The sequence below is a fragment of the Chryseolinea lacunae genome, from assembly GCF_016735595.1.
Taxonomy (GTDB): domain Bacteria; phylum Bacteroidota; class Bacteroidia; order Cytophagales; family Cyclobacteriaceae; genus Chryseolinea; species Chryseolinea lacunae.
Map to the genome: position 1 here is coordinate 59965 of NZ_JAERRB010000019.1, position 19567 is coordinate 79531.

General features: G+C 45.3%; 11 protein-coding genes. 1 reads left to right on the plus strand and 10 read right to left on the minus strand.

Annotated features, from left to right (window positions below):
* Window positions 1–8: 8 nt before the first annotated feature.
* The 10 genes from JI741_RS31335 to JI741_RS31380 form a co-directional block, all read right to left on the minus strand.
* Window positions 9–3086: a SusC/RagA family TonB-linked outer membrane protein gene (locus JI741_RS31335; protein WP_202016407.1), complete on the minus strand. Its 3078-nt coding sequence runs from the start codon at window positions 3084–3086 to the stop codon at window positions 9–11.
* A gap of 445 nt (window positions 3087–3531) precedes the next feature.
* A complete protein-coding gene (locus JI741_RS31340) occupies window positions 3532–5001 on the minus strand; it encodes an alpha-L-fucosidase (RefSeq protein ID WP_202016408.1) in 1470 nt (489 codons plus the stop codon).
* Window positions 5002–5151: 150 nt separating this feature from the next.
* The gene (locus JI741_RS31345) at window positions 5152–6981 is read right to left on the minus strand and encodes a LamG-like jellyroll fold domain-containing protein (RefSeq protein ID WP_202016409.1); all 1830 of its coding nucleotides are present in this window, start codon (window positions 6979–6981) and stop codon (window positions 5152–5154) included.
* A gap of 102 nt (window positions 6982–7083) precedes the next feature.
* On the minus strand, window positions 7084–8583 hold the full coding sequence (locus tag JI741_RS31350; RefSeq protein ID WP_202016411.1) for a RagB/SusD family nutrient uptake outer membrane protein: 1500 nt from the start codon (window positions 8581–8583) through the stop codon (window positions 7084–7086).
* A gap of 34 nt (window positions 8584–8617) precedes the next feature.
* The gene (locus JI741_RS31355; RefSeq protein WP_202016412.1) at window positions 8618–11929 is read right to left on the minus strand and encodes a SusC/RagA family TonB-linked outer membrane protein; all 3312 of its coding nucleotides are present in this window, start codon (window positions 11927–11929) and stop codon (window positions 8618–8620) included.
* A 559-nt stretch (window positions 11930–12488) separates the two neighbouring features.
* Window positions 12489–13619, minus strand: a complete 1131-nt coding sequence (locus JI741_RS31360) for a glycoside hydrolase family protein (protein ID WP_236676372.1) — start codon at window positions 13617–13619, stop codon at window positions 12489–12491.
* Window positions 13616–15880 carry a glycoside hydrolase family 95 protein gene (locus tag JI741_RS31365; protein WP_202016413.1) on the minus strand — a complete coding sequence of 755 codons (2265 nt, stop codon included), beginning with the start codon at window positions 15878–15880 and terminating at the stop codon, window positions 13616–13618. The genes JI741_RS31360 and JI741_RS31365 overlap by 4 nt, the downstream gene beginning before the upstream one ends.
* Window positions 15881–15924: 44 nt before the next feature.
* On the minus strand, window positions 15925–16788 hold the full coding sequence (locus JI741_RS31370; protein WP_202016414.1) for an AraC family transcriptional regulator: 864 nt from the start codon (window positions 16786–16788) through the stop codon (window positions 15925–15927).
* Window positions 16789–16864: 76 nt separating this feature from the next.
* Complete coding sequence (locus JI741_RS31375) at window positions 16865–17908, minus strand: LacI family DNA-binding transcriptional regulator (RefSeq protein WP_202016415.1); 1044 nt, start codon at window positions 17906–17908, stop codon at window positions 16865–16867.
* Between the two features lie 701 nt (window positions 17909–18609).
* On the minus strand, window positions 18610–18879 hold the full coding sequence (locus JI741_RS31380) for a hypothetical protein (protein WP_202016416.1): 270 nt from the start codon (window positions 18877–18879) through the stop codon (window positions 18610–18612).
* Between the two features lie 57 nt (window positions 18880–18936).
* Between JI741_RS31380 and JI741_RS31385 the strand changes: the two genes are divergently transcribed.
* The gene (locus tag JI741_RS31385) at window positions 18937–19512 is read left to right on the plus strand and encodes an RNA polymerase sigma factor (RefSeq protein WP_202016417.1); all 576 of its coding nucleotides are present in this window, start codon (window positions 18937–18939) and stop codon (window positions 19510–19512) included.
* Window positions 19513–19567 lie beyond the last annotated feature (55 nt).

Below are 19567 nucleotides of genomic sequence, written 5' to 3' on the forward strand. Positions count from 1 at the left end.
AACAATGGTTAAAAAGAAACTTGTATTCCCGCCAAGTAAGATTTGGCTGTGGGGTAGGTAAAGTTGTCCACACCGATGGCCACGTTTGAATTGCCAAAGGAATTTACTTCCGGATCAAAACCACTGTAGTTGGTTACCGTAAATAAATTGTTTGCCGACACATATACGCGGATGTTGCTCACCCCTTTAATGGCAGGAAGAGTATAGCCAAGGGTTATATTTTTGCAACGCAGATAGGATCCATCTTCAATAAATTTATCCGTGATCGGCTGACGTCCTCCCTGGAGTGGGCCCGACAATTCGTTGCTAGGATTCGTCTCACTCCAATGGTTCACAACATAAGCAAACTGGTTGCGCAGACCGTTGGGGTTTTCATAGCTATAGCGGGTAAAATTGTATATATCGTTTCCGTAGGAACCAGAGAAGAAGACGTTAAAATCAAATTTCCGAAAGGAAACGTTGGACGAAAATCCATAAATGAACTTGGGATTGGGGTTGCCAGAAATGACCTGATCGTCGGCGCTGATGGCGCCATCCTTGTTGGAATCCAGAATCTTTGCCCCGCCTGTGCGACCGCCGTCAGGCCCAGCCAGTACCGGTTCACCGGTTTGATAAATCCCGTTGAATATGTAAGTTTTGAATAACCCCAATGGCTGACCAACTTTAATCACCGAATACGGCGTTACAAAACGTTCCTGCGTTTGTCCATCGATATCAAGAACTTTGTTGCGATTAAATGTCGCATTGGCCGAAATATTCCATTTCACAGCCCCCGGCGTCAAGTGCGCAGTCGCCGCCAGTTCAAGCCCCTTGTTCTCAATGGCTCCTAAGTTGGTTGTTATGAACTTGTAGCCCGAAGAAAGTGGCAACGCCATGTCGTAAAGCAAATCCCGTGTCGTCTTTTTATAAACATCTACGGTAAGTTCCAACCTGTCTTGAAACAAGCTCGCATCAATGCCAATGTCTGCCTGAAGGGATTTCTCCCAGCGTAAATCCGGATTCACGATTCCAGCCGGCGAGATCCCTTTTTGGTAAGCATGGTTAATCTGATAGTTGCTGCCCGTCACCAACAGTGGCAGCGATTTATAGGGACTGATAGCACCGGCGTTTCCAGTTAAGCCATAGCTGCCCCGAAGCTTCAAGTCACTCACGAAGGTTGCCGCCTTCATAAAGGATTCTTCACTCAAGCGCCAGGCAACGGAGGCTGCAGGAAAGAAACCGTAGTGGTTGTTTGCACCAAACTTACTGGACCCATCTGTCCTTGCCGTTACATCAAAAAATATTTTATCCTTATAGCCATAGTTGATGCGACCCATGTAGGAATCCAAACGCTCTTTTGTTCGGTTACTGGTAGTTGCTACAGTGAGCGCAAGTCCCAGGTTCTCATTTGTGGTGGCGTCGTTAGGAAAACCGTTTGCCGTTACCGCATTGGTCTGGAATGCCGTGGTTTGTGTAGCAAATACGCCGGTAAATTTCACCGTATGATTTTCGGCCAGCGTTTTTGAATAGGTCAGAATACTTTCATGTAGCAGCGTGAGCGTGTTCGACCAGGTTTTCGATCCTGAACCGGAAGAAGGATTCTGATCAACAAAGGCGATCGTGTAGCGCGGCGTATAACCATTGGTCAAGGAGTTCTGCAAGTCCGCATTAAACGATGCACGATACGTCAAACCAGTTACCACATTCGCTTCACCATAGACGTTTGCCAATACTCTGTTGATGTTGGATTTATTCAGAACAGCCAGGCGCGCCAGCGGATTGACCACCTCCCGGTAACGACCGTCAAGCTGGTCGGAGAAGTTATAAATTGATCCATCGTCGCGATAAGGCTTCAACGTAGGCCCCGCAGCCATGGCTGCACCCAATACACCGTTCAAAACATCGGAGTTGCCGTCGCCCCCGCTGCCAGTCGGCACAGCACTGTTTATGTTATAACTTCCCATGATGTTGGTGCCGATCTTAAGGTGATTGCTGACACGATGATCAAAACTTGTTCTGAGCGAATAGCGTTTGAAGTTTGAATTGACAATAATCCCATCCTGATTAAAGTAATTCAAGGAAAGAGATAATTGGGTCTTTTCGCTACCACCACTGATGGACAACTGGTGGTTCTGCATGGGCGCTTCCCGAAAAATGAGCGACTGCCAGTCGGTGCCTTGACCTAAGGAAGCGGGGTCACTGTACACCTTGGTTTTGAAAACATCGTTCTCCAGTTGTGCAAACTCTGCCGCGTTCATCAGGGCCATTGTTTTGCGTACCTTCTGCATGCCATAATACGTCTCGTAAGTAATTCGGGTAGAACCGGCCTTACCTCGCTTGGTTGTGATCAATACCACACCATTGGCGCCTCGCGACCCATAGATGGCCGTCGCCGAAGCATCTTTTAATACTTCAATAGATTCAATATCACCGGGGTTAATGGTGGACAACGGACTAAGGTCTTTACTACCACTATCGTTGGCACTTCCCGCACTGGATACGCCGCTATTGCTGGCGCCATTCGAAATCTGAATGCCATCGATAACATAGAGTGGTTCCGATGTTCCGTTGATCGAGTTCGTACCCCGAACGCGAACGCTGATACTGCCTCCAGGTGCAGCCGAATTTTGAGTAATCTGTACGCCTGCCGCACGCGCCTGCAACCCCTGGGCAACATTGACTACGGGTGTCTGCATGAGTTCTTCAGCTTTCACCGAAATAATGGAGCCGGTGGTTTCTATCTTGCGTTGTGTTCCGTAGCCGACAACGACAATCTCGCCAAGCGTTTTAACGTCCGGTGGAAGCGTAACGATAATGCTCGTTTGATTTCCAACTTCCACCTCCTGGTTTGAATAGCCGATGAAGGAGAAGACCAAGACATCCGAAGATTGTACATCCGACAATGTAAAGTTACCCTCTACGTCCGTCGTTGTTCCCTTGGCTGTCCCTTTGATCAGCACCGAAACGCCGGGAAGTATCTCCCCAGACGTGGTTGAGACCCTTCCATGAACGATTGCCTGGGCTCTCAGTGAATTGGAGCTGCCCAGGAGAAGCAGAAGGAAAAGACCCAATCGCAAAACTGTTTTTCCTGTAGAAAATGTTTTCATTACTTATTTAAGGTTTAGTTTATGAAGTCATCCAGAGGTGTGATGTATCATCGAATCCCCTTGCGACCTCAATCGATTGCAAAGTCTGGTTTCTGCTAAAAAAAAAGTGAATGAATTTTAGCAGGCAGTGGTCAAGAATTAGCAGATTGGGTCTACAGAGTCGGGCTAGATAAAATGAATAAAACGCCAGTTGAAGATTATACCCTGGCAGGTGGTATATATGCAAACTAGTCCTTTAAAAAAATAACCAATTTACCCATGGTCTCCATCTCATCAATTTATAGCTCTCGATCGGATACCTGTAAATCTTCGAGCACTTGGAAACGTCCTACTATGTTGCTTCCAGAGCGACTTTAGATTGCTTACACCTCTTCGCTGAACAGTGCCGCAGGTACTTAGGCCAAACCCTGCTCCGACTGTTTCCAAACAAGATAAATTCTAACATTTACAGGCTCAACTTCACAATGGAAACAAATTCATCGGGCGCCTTTCTAGGCATTGTCAGGATAGTACGATCACGAGTTTGCTCCACACGTATCTTGGCGTTTGCATTTGCCAGGAAGGTTGCGCTTTTTATTTTCGCCTTCAAAGCAGGCAATTCAAGTTGACCATCTTCTGGCCAGTTCAGAATGTGGATGTATACTTCTCCCGGTTTCGTAGTGCAACGCCAGTTGGCAGGAGCCGCAACGAATTTCCTTTTGCCATCCACTTGGTGGTACTCTCCAAACTCAGTTCCAAAAGCTGTACCATGGCAACCGTAAATAGCTTCTCCGTTCACGGCTAGCCATTTGCCTATTTGCCGTAAACGCACAGTATAGGCCAATGAAATCTCACCCTCACCGTCGGGGCCAATGTTCAACAAATAGTTTCCATTTTTAGAAACCGCATCGATAAGGTGATAAAGTAATTCACTAACCGGGCGAAAATCAGTATCCCATTTCTTATAAGCCCAACTCTGGTTCATGGTTCCGCAAAGTTCCCAGGGGACATTCGAATATTGTTCAAATGCTTCATTATCGCCACCATTTGTGTAATCCCAAAGCCCAACGTTACTTCCGGGACCAGAAAATATTCTGCTATTGATCAGGACATCAGGTGAGCTCCTGCGGGTAACTTCGGCGACATGCTGGGCGCGTTCTAATGTCATACCACCGGGTGTGTCATACCACATAATCGCGGGATGATATTGCTCACAGATTTCGCGGATTTGAGGGAGAGCCTTCTTTTCAAGATAGACGTCGATATCACCTTGATACCCGCTAAAAGACCAGTTGTTACCATATGCATCACGTTCGTCCCAGTCCTGAGCATGTGAGTAATAAATCCCGAACCTAATGCCCTGCCGGTCGCAAGCCTCTTTCAATTCCTGGATAGGGTCACGCTGAAACGGAGTGGCATCCACAATGTTATACGCCGACGCCCTTGACTTAAACATCGCAAAGCCATCATGATGTTTGGCCGTAATAACAATGTATTTCATACCGGCCATTTTAGCCACTGACACCCATTCCTCAGCATTAAATCGTAATGGATTAAACTCCTTTGCCAATTCACGATATTCCTCAAGGGGAAGCTTATGTAATTTAAGTGCCCATTCACCACCATAAACTTTTTCACCTTTCCAGTATCCTGCCATTTTTGAATACAAACCCCAGTGTATAAACATTCCAAACCGGGCTTCCTGATACCATGCTATCCGTTTTTTTTCGGCTAGCGATGGGGCGTAAGTTCCTAACGATGGCCCGCCAAACTGCTCCAGCGTAGTCATTTCACTAAACCCTTGGGCAGATGCTTTTTGACCGGCTGATTGTTGCGCACTTACGGCCAAAGGCAGAGCAACTAAAAAAATTCTTATAGTCTTCATTGTTACTTTATTCATTCTGAAAGCTTTATGCGTGACATCGTATTTTAACATTTGGACAATTATGTTTACACCTACCCAACGTGATAAGACTCAATTTAGAGCAGTGTAAACTCTTGCTTCTTACTTCAGTGTAATCAAGTAAATCGAACGAGCGCGAGACCAAAAATCCCATGCGATCACTACACTTTACAACTCACTGGTTTACTTTTTAATCAGATCTTTGATTTGGCTTGGAGAAAGTACATTATTAAATACCTGCACATTTTCAATTCTCCCGTTATAAGGCTCAATTTTTCCTAAAGCGGTCTTATCTTTTGATGGGGCCATTACCTCGCCTACTGCTTCGAAGACTGTTCCTGTATTTCCCATTTTACCTGCAGCAGTTTTATCATCCATATTAAAATCCACTACCCTTTTCTTAACCGCTAACTCGCCGTCAGAATATATTGCAACCTCTCCTTTATCATATGTACAGGTCACCGCAGTTTTTATCCCTGGCCGGTAAGCATTTTTGGCAATCACATCAGTATGGGTGGCCATGCTCCCCAGACTAAAAGAAATATCACCCGCATCATTTAATCGAATTGCCCATCCGGAATTTCCCTGTTTCGGCATTCGCGCAATCGGGGAAGTATTCATAAACTTATCAGCGGTTATTTCGAGATGAATTGTTGATAAATCACCCAGTCCGACATTTCTATCAAAGAAGTAAAAGGCTTTATCGTCTTTGAAGTCTATTGGATACTTCTGCGCTATCTTCCATACCGGTTCCCCCGTGTATTTTTGAGGTCCTGATTCATTGGTTACGCTCGCTGAAAGATTCGGTTTAAAAAAACGCAAATCGTCTAACGATATAAATGCACCTGTAGGAGCTATGCCCTGGATAGCTATTTTAACTTTGTTGCATTGTACGTTGATATCGGGAATAACTATTTTTTTCCATTCATCGCTTGTCGGGAGCATTAATTTGATATCCTTTTTACCAAATTCTGAAACAACGATACTTGCTTCCGAAACACTTGGCGGAACTTTTACCCAGGCTGAGAGTTGATACGAATCATTGAGAATGTATTCAAGTACCTGATAGAGCGTAACGTTTGTTTTCTCACTGACGTGCCCAATCCTTAAATGATAATCACCAATTTTCGATGCACCTATAGGCAATGCAATCACCTTGTTGTTTCCTTCAACTTGCCAGGCGATAGGCGTATCGCCTGGGATCTTGTCCATATTGTATTCAAAATCTCCATTTGGCAATAGATTGATGCCCGGATAAGGCTTTGCATAATACCTGAAATATTTAAACAGAGTTTCTCCGGGCTGCTTGGCAGCATCTACTTTGCCCACTCCATTTAGGGCTGACAACCAAACGACCTGCGCCGCAGTAAGTTCGCGCCATTCAGCACGGGCCACCACCTTGCCATTGTCATAAAATGTAACGCCCTCGGGAGTATACTCATAGGCATCCAGAAACCATCCGTCAGGTCTAAATTCAAATGGCAGGTTTGCCCGGCAGGGCCAGGGTACATAGGGATGCTGCTTTGAACCGAGATGAATGTATAAATTATTACATCCCATTTTGTACTTAGAATCAATTTCGTAAGAATCAATCTCGAAGATGCTATTATTCGGAAAAGCTCCACCTGATTGCCAAAATGAACAATGCACCCCGGTACCTTGCATGAATGGTTTTGATAACGTTTCATAGTAGCCATAACCAAATTGATGCCTACTGATTATTCCACCACCGGTGTTCTCCAGCTTGCCGTTTATCATTTCCTGTTTGGCCAGAATATGTAATCCACTGTCGGACACAAATACATTTTCTTTTAATCCAAACCCGTCTATACCGGTGCCAACACGTGGGCCTAATCTATATCTCCAATCATTTTCGTTGACGGTCTTTCCTTTAAAATTTTCTTCAAAAAGCAGTGTATAGGATTCGTCGGGTGGTTGGCCGCAAACACTGCTAGTTGCAGCACTAAACACAGCGATACCGAAAAGTATCGCATAAAGTTTCTTCGTTGTCATAAAAATTATTGTTAAAGTATTCATACACTTCAGTCAGATGTTCACATAGAACCTCCGCTCATTTACACCATCTGGTCAGGTGACCTATCCTGCAAATATTTATTAGTACCCGGGATTTTGAGGCGTTAGATTCGGATTATTAACCAAGTCGATATACGGCAGTGGCATCAGCATTCGGTTCTGATCGACGTAGTTAAAATCAGTGATCGCCTTGTTATACTCTCTGGCCAAGTGCTCCTTCATGGTGGGTACAAACGTATTCCAGCGTATCAGATCATAATATCGCTTGCCCTCGAAAACCAGCTCACGCCGTCGCTCCTGACGAAGTTTTTGACGTAAATCGGCCTGGTCAGTATAGGTTAATGCAGGTAAACCCGCATGGGGCACCCGTACCGAATTGATGGCCGTCAATGCTTTTTCCAGATTGTTCGCTCCCCCCACTTCAATTAGGGATTCAGCATACATCAACACCACATCCGAATAGCGCAAGGCATGAAAATCATTCTGGTTGTCATTACTATTGGTCAGGTTATCAACATACTTATTGATAATGGGGATGGTCGTTCCCGGCGGGGTTGTTATCGGTACAATGGATGAACCAGATTTGCGGGCAATACTCACATTTTGACGCAGATCAGTCGGTTGGTATAGCGAGTCAATAACTTCGTTAGTAGGTATAACGGAGGTAAATCCATAATACCAATATTGAAGCCGGGTATAGGCTAAAAAACTGGATGTTTGTCCTGACACACCTTTGTAATAAAATATATTCTCTTTGTTGGCCGCTTTTTTGGTAACATCAAAAATATCTCGGTAGGCTGGCATAATATCCACCTTGAATTGGGTTTTGTTTGCAATGATCTCTTCCAGTTTAGCAACCGCTAGCGGCCATTTACTGGCATCGTTCATCGGATATCCCCCCATGACCATATACACATAACCCAACAGTGCTTTCGCAGCAACCGCCGTGGCGCGACCACCGTTTGCCTCCGTATAGGTGTAATTGGGTGCCAGGGTCTTTTCGGCATATTGTAAATCATCAATAATTTGCTGGTACACATCAGTTTTCGGAGAACGTACCGGATACAGCGTGCTTTCGTCTACGGGTGTCAATACCAGCGGAACATCACCATATAATTGCACGAGCCGAGTGTAATAAAATGCGCGCAAAAAACGAGCTTCACCAAAAGACCGCCTGACGACTGCGCGATTTAGGGTAGTATTAGTCAAGGTGTCAACATACGTAAGCACTGCATTTGCCCGGCCAATAGCTTTGTATGCTGTGTTCCACACAGCCCTGACAAAATTGTGTCGGGAGGCATAAATCAGGTTTTCAACTTCCAGTCGTTCACTCACTGGTGTTCCACCCAATCGTGCATCATCCGTTGGCATTTCAGCCATCCAAATAGGTGAAATATTACCCGTCACATCTTCTCGCATAGCCAGGTAAATACCATTGACTGCCCCAACAACGTCGTTATCATTCTTATAGAAATTCGTTGTGGCGATCTGACTTTTGGGGTCTTCTTCCAAAAAGGAACTGCAGCCAGAGCAGGTAGCCATCAAACAACAAAAGACGAATAGTGTATATACTTGATTCATGGAAATGATCTTTAATTAAATCGACAAATAATTTTTAGAAAGTTACCATAACACCCAATCGGTAATTCCTGAATATGGGGTAGCTACCGTTGTCAAGTCCTCTTGTCGCAAGACTACCTGCACCAACTTCAGGATTAAAGCCTGAATAGCGTGTCCAGGTTACCAAGTTCTGAAGGTTTGCATACACTTTCAGATTACTAATCCTTAGGTTACTGATTATTGACCGGGGAAAGGTGTAGCCAATATTGATATCTTTGCAGCGCAGAAACGATCCATCCTCAATATAAAAGTCGCTCACTTCCCGACGGTCAAAGGTCGAACCGGGTGTGGGTACGCGGGTAGTGGCATTGTTGGCCTGAACGGCTTCCAGAGTTGACCCCGGGGGTATGGCTGAAAGCGGAATATAACGAGCATCAAATGTTTTTTGATAGACGTTATTATCACCACTCATGTTAGTCAGGATCCAATCATTCTGATTGAAAATCTTATTGCCATACGAGAAATTGAAAAAAGCTGCAAGGTCGAAGTTTCGGAAACGAAGTTCGGTACGGAATCCACCCGTAAATTGGGGCAAGGCCGAACCAATAAATACCCTGTCATCGTTGGTCAACAGACCATCGTTGTTGATGTCAGCGTAGCGCATATCTCCTTCGCGCGCACCGGGCTGAAATGTCGCAGGCTTGGTTTTAATCGTTTCTTCATTCCAGACGGGTTCGGCCTTCAGACCAAAAAATTGACCAATGGGTTTCCCAGGCTCAAGAATAAAAAGATAAGAGTTTCCGATTAACTGATTGATCCCCAAAAATTCGCCTGAATTTCCAGCCAGTCTATTCACCAGATTTCGATTGAAAGCAATATTAAAGCTTGTTGACCAGCTGAACTCTCCGGTCTCAACATTGACTGTGGAGAGTGCTATCTCCAGCCCTTCATTTTTAACGCTTGCTGCATTTTTCGTGTAGCTTGTAAAACCAGTAGTACCCGGTAAATCAATGGTGTATAACAAGTCATCCGTCATCTTTTGATAAAGGTCCACTTGCAGGCTAACGCGATCTTTAAACAGACCAAGATCCAGACCAATATTAGTCTGGCTCGTCTTCTCCCAGGTTAAACCAGGGTTTGGTAAACGGCTTGGCGAATATGCCGCATTCGCTTGGGCATTGCCAAACATTACCGTGCCAGCGCTTAACGTTGAAAGCGTATTGTATGGACCAAGCGCTTGATTACCGATCACCCCATAACTCGCGCGTAGCTTCAGTTCACTAAGGGCTTGAAGGTCTTTGATGAACTTTTCGTTGACGATCCGCCAGGAGGCTCCAACCGATGGAAAAAAGCCAAATCGATTATCTTCCGCAAACTTAGAGGAACCATCATACCGCGCGGATACCGTCAGGTAGTAACGATCATCATAATTATAACTCGTTCTGAAAATCGATGACAATAACTGATAACCGCTGTAATCACTGACGGGTGCTTGTGGCACCTGTCCGGCTTGAATAGCATTCACCCCCGTTAAATCATTTACAAACCCTTGCGAGGAAACCGTTTGTCTTTTTTCAATATACTTCTCAGCAGTAGCGCCAACCACCGCATTCAGATTATGTTTCGCAAATTTTTTGTCATAACTCAGCGTGGCCTGATAAAGCACCTTATTGCTCTGAAGATTCCCCAAAGAGGCTACGCCGCGCTGCGTTGTAAATACAGGTAGAATGGTCGACGGCAGGTAGTTTTCCAGTGTCCCGCTATACGAGGTTACACCCAGTACACCCGCGAGTTTAAGATCCTTTGAAATCTTGTAGGTTAATGTAGCATTTCCAAGGATCTGCGTATTTGTATTGATATTTACCGTTCCACCGCCTTTTATGTTTCCATCAATATAATTGGCGGGATTTGTGGCATAACTATTTGGGCTAATCCGAGATATTACCTCAGTAATCGGAAATCTTGCGTTGTAATAAATACGGCCGTACGTCGGATCATCATAAGCCTCTGTACCATAATAATAAGGAACCGTGATAGGATTTAGGGTGCCATCGGGCGTATAAAATGGCAATATCGGAGCCCATCGCTGCGTCGTTTGAATGATATCACTTGTCAGGTTTCCGTTTGATTTACTGGCGGTCAGGTTGATACTCGTGTTCAGTATTAATTTTGATGTTATTTCATTTTCATAATTAACCTTAAAATTATACCGTTTAAATCCCGTAGATTTTATTAGCCCCTGCTGGTTAAAAAATTGCCCCGAGATATAATATCTTGATCGGTTTTCGCCCCCTGAAATTGAAATGTTTGCGTCCTGTGTTACGGCCTTCACCGTCACTGCTTTTTGAGGATTAAACTCAACTAAATTAGGGATGTCACTTTCCAGATATGGAATAAAATCACTTGCTGGGTTACGGTATCTGTAGGCCTCATTGGCCATTTGCGCAAAATCCGCAGCGCCCAGTACGTCAACTTGTTTAAGGGGCGTGGCCACGCTCGTGGAATAATTAAATTCGATTTTGGTCTTCCCTTTCTGACCGCTTTTGGTCGTAATAAGCACGACACCATTCGCTCCTCGCGACCCATAAATAGCCGTCGCCGAAGCATCTTTAAGAATTTCAATACTGGCAATATCATTCGGGTTGATCGACGCCAATGGGCTTGCAACAGCTCCCCCCGATAAGTTGGCGTTGGAATTCAAGGCACCCACATTGGGCGATTCGAGTGGAATACCGTCAATTACATAGAGTGGCTGTGTCGAGAAGTTGAGTGAACTAGCACCCCGAATCTCAACGGACAGGGCCGACCCCGGTTGCCCGGAGGTTTCATTGACAACAACGCCTGCCACACGCCCGGCGAAAGCCTGCTGAAAATTACCATAGCCACTTTCCTGAAATTTCGTGGTTTTTACGTGTCCCACTGAGCCCACCAAATCAGATTTCTTTGCTTCACCATATCCAATGACAACTACCTCATCCAGTACTTCTTCATCTGGCGTTAATCGAATTTCAAGTTTGCTTTGAGATCCGACTTTTATTTTTTGTGATAAATAGCCTATAAATGAAAAAACCAGTACTGAGTTTTCGTTAGGTACATCTATGGTAAACTCACCATTTTCATTTGTCGATGTTCCCTGTGTCGTGTTTTCAACAAGGATATTTACGCCGGGAAATCGTTCATCCGTATCTCCGGAATAGACCACCCCGCTGACAACCTTAGTACTCTGTGCTTGGAGACACATCGGCCACAGAAATGCACTAATGAGTAAGGCAAAAAAACACCCTGCTCGTCGATCAATTAAGTTGGCAAATAGTCGGTTAACAACCGTACCTATACAGCCTGGAACCCACCAAGTATAAAAATTCATATATTTACAAGATTTGTTTGAATTTCGATTTGAACAATTACCCTGAGATCAGTCCGCCAAGATTAATTCTCCGGGGCAAGGGCCGTCAGACTTTCTGTCGGCCCTTCATTTTTATTTAAATTTTCCCTTTCTCCTTCATACTGTTTTTTTGTTGTTATTAAAATCATTCTTCGCGAAACAACGTAACTGCCTTCCGCGACCGTTGCATCTTTCGGTTGTTCATGATCAGCCACCGAACACCCGAATGTATTGCCCAGGATGAGATCGAGACTTTTCCATGAACGTTTGCAATTCAGCATTCAACAATTTCTAATCAGAAGAAAATAAATACCCAATCACAAGAGCTGTTTTTCGGAAATGACGGTGCGGTGATTCATCATAACTCAAACGTGCACCTTCAATCGATTGAAATTCCGATTTCTGAGAAAGCTATTGTGAAGGAATTTTAGCAGTCAGTGGTAAGGAATTAGCAAGTTACTTTGATGAGGTCGTGATGGATAAAAAAAAAGCATTACCCGTAGGTAATGCTTTGTCTGGCCAGAGTGGAAAATCTCTGTGCCTAGTTTGCCTTCAACGGCATAGCCACATTGTACGAATGCTCACGCTTTTTAATCCCCAATGCGCCGAACAATACTATAGGTACGCCTTTCTCTCGCAACAAACATGGCCTCTCTGGCGCTTCCTCGCTGAGTGAACCATCGCTAAACTTCAAGTGAAATGGCGCGGCTTTAGGATGCTTGGCAGGTTGCCAGGTAACGCCGTCGAGAGAGGTAAGCATTGCCCAGGTTGCCTCTCCGTGCGTGAAATGACCAGCCACATCCCGAACGATCGCATAGTGTTTCTTTTTATAAGTCCACAGGTATGGATCTTCTGCAACCATCCACGTGTCTTTACGGTCGATGCCGCTGGCTTCGAATATGGGATTAGGATGTTTCTCAAAAGGGCCAAGCATCTGTTTTGCAAACGCGACGCCAAACCTAACATTCCCACCGTGCAAGGTTCCATTTCGACCAACCTGTTTATAGATCAAAATTACTTTACCATCATCGTCGACTGTCACGGCCGGGTTGGAAACCATCAACGCATCAAAGGCCGTTGAATCCCGGCTCACGTTGAGCACCGGTTCATCAAAACGCTGCCACTCTTTCTCAGGATCATCACAGACGGCCACACCGATCCGTTGGGTATTCCGATAGTGCCACCAATGTGAATCCTTCATGGTGGTCGGCTGCTTCAGCAACCCATCTCCGGTAGTCGCTACATAATATAAATAGTATTTGCCATTGTGCAGAATGGCGGTAGGGTTGTGGGTGGCTGCACCGTCCCAATATTTACTTCCGCGAGAATTGAAGATGACCTTCACGTGCCGATAAGGTCCCCCAGGGTTATCAGCCTTGGCCAAAGCTATTTCCGAATGGCTGATCCAGGCATAGTGACCAAGGGATCGCGGCCATCGACTGTAGAACATGTAGTACTTACCATTGTAGCCTTTTAGTACCGAGCCACACCAAATGTTGTACGCGGAATCCGCAAAAACATTTGTTGCCGGAATGGGTTGGATCATCGAAAACAGGTCGACATCATTCATGGACGTAAGGCTGCCATCGCGGTCCGTTTTTATTTTTTGAGCCGAGGCGACAATGACAATCAGCGTCAAAATACAGGCCACTAAAAATCTAATCATCTTCATTGTGTATGTGTTTTGGTTTTTAAGTCAATAACGTGAGGTCTGTTAGCAACCAAGTAGACCGATGCAACTTTATCACCATACCGAAAGGTATAGGTCCCGCTTCGTACAGCTTTTAGCGTAGCATTTACCAAATGGTTGCTTTTCCATCGCATCGCCACCTCAACATTACCACGCGCTTTTAATCCCTTAACTTCACCGTCAGCCCATGCTTTTGGAAGTGCTGGCAAGAGATGAATAACATTTTCGTGGCTCTGCAAAAGCATTTCTGCCACGGCAGAAGTATAGCCGAAATTACCGTCTAGCTGAAAAGGATAAGCATTGAAAAGATTCGCGTATAGTCCGCATTTCTCAGCTTGACCCGGTGATTCCGCGTACTGAATCAGCCGCCGCATTTGCGCATAAGCATGTTCACCGTCAGCCAGACGCGCCCAAAGATTAAGACGCCAGGCAACGCTCCAGCCTGTACTTTCCATGCCTCTTGACAGGAGTGAACGCGAGGCGGCCCGTGCCCATTGCGGCGTTTGCTGAAGCGTGATTTGCCGACCGGGATAGACCGCAAACAGGTGCGAGTTGTGGCGGTGATGATCGGTCGAGTCATCGAGATCTTCAGCCCACTCCTGCAACTGTCCCCATTTGCCGACACGTGGACCTAAAAGTTTCGAGCGCAGGCGCTCTGCGTTTGAACAGAAACCGTCGTCAATTTTTAATTTCTTAGCTGCATCGATATAGTTTGTAAACAGATCATAGACAATCTGCTGGTCATAGGATGCTCCCGGATAAGGACGTTTATCAAGCTCGTCTTTATGGGGACCGTGTTCCGGTGACCAGCCGTCGGGAGATATGAGTTTGCCCGCTGACGTTTCAACCAAATGACCATCCCAGTAACTGACAAGTTCCTTTAACAAGGGGTATGCACGTCTGGCCAGAAACAATGAGTCACCGGTGAAGGCATACCGTTCCCAAAAATGTTGTGACAACCATGCACTCCCCGGACGGTGTATGCGCCAGGTACTGCCACCGCCCATCAAGTTGTCAGTACTGTACGTTACCCAGCCCACGCTGGTCTTCAACACGTTGTCGCTGGTAGATCTGTTTATCGCGGCTAGATTTTCAACCCAGTCGAATAATGGTTCATGACACTCCGAAAGATTGGTCGGCTCCGCTGACCAATAATTCATCTGAATATTAATATTGGTAGTATACTGCGAATACCATTCCGGCTTCACATCATTGTTCCAAAGGCCTTGTAAATTTGCTGGTGTTCCACCAGCACGTGATGAGCTTATTAATAGGTAACGTCCGTATTGGAATAGCAATGCTTCCAGGTCGTGATCACTGGCGCCTTGCGTATAATCCTGTAATCTTTGTAGCGTGGGTTTGTCAGGTCCATCACCAAGCTTCAACGTCACGCGATCAAATAACCCACTGAAGTCCTCCTTATGATCGGTGAGCACCTTATCGATATCCTTTTCGCTAACGCGCTTCGCCCTTGCACGAACTAACTTTTCCGGATTTTCTCCAGCGGCAAATTCCGCCCCAGCGCGGAGCTTAAAACTGGTAGCCGCGGTAAGGTAAAAGTTCAGGGCGTCAGCGTCTCGAATAATGATCGAGGAATCTGTTGGTGTCACCACTCCCCCTTTCGCCTTTACGATCAAACAAGCAGCATACGAAATACCGTTTTCCAACTTTCCCTGAAAGAATAACGAAGATGTTCCTTCTGTTAATTTTTCTCCTCGAACATCCTTTAGCTTTATTTCGACATTAATTGACTTGGGTTTACTCGCGGTAATCAAACCCACCAGGGCTTGATCTGGATGACTTGTAAAATAGACGCGCTTGAACGCAATAGCACCCTTTTTAAATGACGTCTCGTGGATTGCATTGTTCAAGACAAGCGACCGCCGATAAGCCGTGGCAGACGCATCGGTATTGTACTTCCACGCCAGGAAAATATTTCCAAATGGCTGAAAACTACCAATTTTATCTAAACTCCCGGTACACAAAGAGGACTCGTTGAATTGTATTCGTTCACCATCAACACCACCAAAAATCATTGCTCCTAGAGAACCGTTTCCAAGGGGTAGCGCATCCAGCCATCGATCTGCTGGCTTAGTATACCACAACCGTTGAAGGGGCGTGCTGCTGTGGGCCACTTTCCGTTGGGCACTTGCCACCCCTGAAATTAGCACAGCAAGGATCACAATACACATGAAACGTTCAGGCAAGAGGAAACTCCCTCTTACAATAGGCAAATAAATCATTCGTTTGAAGGTTAGTGGTTAGGTATTGAGAAGCTTTCGACAACTCACACATTTGAGCGCACATACTGGATGGGCGTCATATGCATGGCAGCTTTAAATTGTTTATTAAAAGTGGATAGATTGGCAAATCCTGATTCATAACAGACCTGCGCTATTTTATTACGTTTCTCTTGAAGTAATTGACAGGCGTACCCGATCCGGACTTCCGATAAAAAATGCGAGAACGTCTTGGTGGTGCGCTGGCGGAAATATCTGCAAAATGCGGTGGGGCTCATGCTTGCAGCGTGCGCAACTTCATCCAGGGTAATGGGATTACGAAAGTTTTCAAAGATATACTGATGCACTTGTTCGAGACGATCGTTGCTACTTGAAAATGCGGTTGCCGTAATGGCAGATTCTGTAAGTGGTCTCATGTCCTGAGACTCACTAATTTTTTGCAAAACATCAAGCAGTATAAATAACCTTTTGGTTTGGCTCTCCTGCTCCATACGTTCCATCGCCCACGATACCTCGTTGTGCAACTTGCCCGTGATTTTTACACCCGCTGATGCTTTGAGCAACAACTCACGAATTTGTCTGAGCTCCGGCTTGTTAAAGAAATCATCACCTAAGAAATTATAGGAGAAATAGGCCGTAATAGACTCGCATGCATCCGACTGAGGTTTATCAAAATATTGCTGATCTGATTTCCATAAATGAGGAACATTTGCGCCGAGCAGTACTAAATCTCCGTCTTGAAAAGGTTCAATTTTATTGGAAACATAGCGCATCCCCTTTCCACGCACGACCAAACTTAACTCAAGCTGCGGATGGTAGTGCATCTCATGGTAAAAATAGGGAACATGTTGCCGCTTAATCATAAATGAACTCTGTGGACCGGCAGTGTCCTTCAATACGTACTTATTCATGACTATTTTTAGATATCAAAACACTTTTTTTTATTTTGCTTTGGCATGAGTCCATGTGGGCGAGGTCTTCATGCGATCATTCATCATTCGCTAAGTGAAGTTCCCTTCGTGTCGAATCCCGCACAATTAACTTGGGAATAAAGACACGCCGCTGAGAAACGGCTTCCTGTCCTTTATGGATGCAGGATATTTGATCAAGAAGTAGTTCGGCGGCCGCCTGCCCCATGGCCTCGCTGAACTGATCCACCGTGGTCAACGACGGCGTGATATGTTTGGTCAATTCTTCGTTGCTAAACCCCACAATTCCAAGCTGCCCAGGTACGTCAATCTGTCGGCTTTTAGCAAAGTTCAAAACTCCCAACGCTAAATAGTCACTGGCCGCAACCACGGCATCCGGGGGATCCGGAAGATTAAAAAGACTTTCCATCACCGCCATTGCAAAATCTTTATCAGGGGAAGACTCAAAAATAAAATGATCCAACACAGGAAGGCCATGTTTGACAAGGCCATATTTATAACCTTCCATCCGCTTGTTAAACGCCAGGATATGTGAATAGCCTCCCAGATGAGCAATGCGACGGTAGCCCATCTCCGCCAGGTGGTCAACAACCTTCACGGCAGCCTGAAAGTCATCAATCACAATATTGCTGATGGACTCATCCTCAAACACTCTGTCAAAAAGTACGAGAGGCCTGTCTTTGGAAAATTCTTGGTAGAAACCTACTTGTTTAGTTTCCATCCCCAGCGAAGCAATTACTCCCTCAACGTTGGCTCTTACAAAACCGTCCAACTGCTTTTTCTCCTGCTCCTGTGAATCCTTCGACTGAGAAATCATCACACTGTATCCAGCATCACTCAACACCTCTTCGGCTCCTTTGATGGCCGAGGAAAAGAAACTATAGTGAATGCCTGGCACCAGTATTCCAATCAAACCGGTCCGCCCCGTTCTAAGGGCGCTCGCCATACTGTTCTGTTGATAGCCAAGCTCCTGTGCCGCCTTCAGAACAGCATTTCGCGTATCGTCACTAATCCGGGTATTTCCGTGAAGTGCTTTTGATACAGCCGACGGGGTAATACCCACCCTTGCCGCGATGTCAACTATGGTCGATTTTTTCTTCACAAAATGCTATTTTGTTCAAACGTTGTAACAAAAATATTGGCAGATTTTATACTTTCAAAATTGTCCAAAAAAATAATTTAACAGACTGGCTATTAACAATTTAAAATGTCGTCTAGCTGACAAATGCTATCCTTTGGAGATCCCATTTTAGATGTAAATCATACACTTTATGTTCAAACGTTGTAACAACAATTGACCAACATTTTTGGGTCAAAGCGATGCTTATTTCATTGTGAGAGCGTTCGGCATTGAATGCAATTCTCACTGTTTCCATTGATAAGAATGTGAATTCTACAAGGCGGGGTTAAAGGAATTCAAACGGCTTGTTGAGGATAGCGGGTGGAGCGTTCGATAGCTCAACCTACCGGCACGCGCTTCTCATGCTTATCGAACTTCCCTCCCAGAATTCCCCCAGTGGAATAGAAAAACGAAAGCGGCGATGGAAATAATGAATTGTAGTGATAAGAAAACATGAAGATACTCACCAGATCTTTTTGATGATGGCAAACCCACGCTGCGGGGGAGGGGCGTCATACAGGCCAAGGAAAAATTAGACGCAGGGATGACAATGGAACTCAAAGGAAGGGTAAGAATTATTGTCGGTGCGCGATTGAAATATTTCATTGAACATCATGTACACCATAGTGACATGTTTGACAAGGTGGAACATGTTTATTTTTAAGTCTACCCACATAAAGCGTTTATTCAAACAGCCCACGCGTTGGCGTGGGGCGTTTGCTGTTGAAGCAATTCATCGGCATTCCGCAGGCGTTCATCTTAAAGATTTGCCTCCCTTGCACAGGCCCGTTGGTGTAGCGTTCGATTGTTCTGCTGGAGGGTTGGTCATCTGATATTAAGGTATTGAAAATGAATATCTTAATACAGAAGCCATGTTGATCAAACAGCCTTTCAAAGGCTTCAATCGTTGCCAAAAAACAAACAAACGATTGCATTTGTTGAACCTTATGCATACACTTGGCCGAAATTTTTAGGATTCGGGCTGGGCACTTACTAACGTCAAGAGCGCAATGCAGGTAGATAATGAATGGAAAGAGCAGGACCTTATCGAGGCATTGCGGCAAGGCGATGAACAAGCGTATAGTATCATCTTTAAGCAGTACTGGAAAACGTTATATCACCAGGCCTATTGCAAAGTACAATCACACGAACTTGCTGAAGAAATTGTGCAAGAGCTGTTTCTTACGCTATGGGAAAAACGTAGCACGCTGCTGATCTCCAACCTGCTTCACTACCTTCGCACTGCCCTGCGCAACAAATGCATCGATCATATTCGTGCTACACTGGTGAAGGATAAATACTGGCGCTACTACAAGCAATTCATCCCCCGACAGGCCGACGCCACGCAGGAAATGGTATCCTATAATAATCTGGCGGAAGCCTTGGAGACCGGTCTGTCTCGCCTACCGGAGAAAACCAAAGCGGTCTTTGCCCTTAGTCGATTCGAGGGCCGGTCCATTGCAGAGGTGGCAAAAGTGGTAAGACTTTCCGAAAAGGCCGTGGAATATCATCTTACCAAATCGTTGAAAATACTGAAAGTCTACCTGAAAGACTTTGTGCTCCTGGCCCTGCTCTTGTTTTATTAATTGTCCCCCTCCTGTCTTTTTGTCTCTTAAGATCATGCCGGCTTGCGTTTCGCGT

Bases quoted from the DNA above. Each gene is read 5' to 3' on its own strand.
- JI741_RS31335 (WP_202016407.1), bottom strand. From the start codon at position 3,086: ATGAAAACATTTTCTACAGGAAAAACAGTTTTGCGATTGGGTCTTTTC.
- JI741_RS31340 (WP_202016408.1), bottom strand. From the start codon at position 5,001: ATGTTAAAATACGATGTCACGCATAAAGCTTTCAGAATGAATAAAGTA.
- JI741_RS31345 (WP_202016409.1), bottom strand. From the start codon at position 6,981: ATGACAACGAAGAAACTTTATGCGATACTTTTCGGTATCGCTGTGTTT.
- JI741_RS31350 (WP_202016411.1), bottom strand. From the start codon at position 8,583: ATGAATCAAGTATATACACTATTCGTCTTTTGTTGTTTGATGGCTACC.
- JI741_RS31355 (WP_202016412.1), bottom strand. From the start codon at position 11,929: ATGAATTTTTATACTTGGTGGGTTCCAGGCTGTATAGGTACGGTTGTT.
- JI741_RS31360 (WP_236676372.1), bottom strand. From the start codon at position 13,619: ATGAAGATGATTAGATTTTTAGTGGCCTGTATTTTGACGCTGATTGTC.
- JI741_RS31365 (WP_202016413.1), bottom strand. From the start codon at position 15,880: ATGATTTATTTGCCTATTGTAAGAGGGAGTTTCCTCTTGCCTGAACGT.
- JI741_RS31370 (WP_202016414.1), bottom strand. From the start codon at position 16,788: ATGAATAAGTACGTATTGAAGGACACTGCCGGTCCACAGAGTTCATTT.
- JI741_RS31380 (WP_202016416.1), bottom strand. From the start codon at position 18,879: ATGCATAAGGTTCAACAAATGCAATCGTTTGTTTGTTTTTTGGCAACG.
- JI741_RS31385 (WP_202016417.1), top strand. From the start codon at position 18,937: ATGCAGGTAGATAATGAATGGAAAGAGCAGGACCTTATCGAGGCATTG.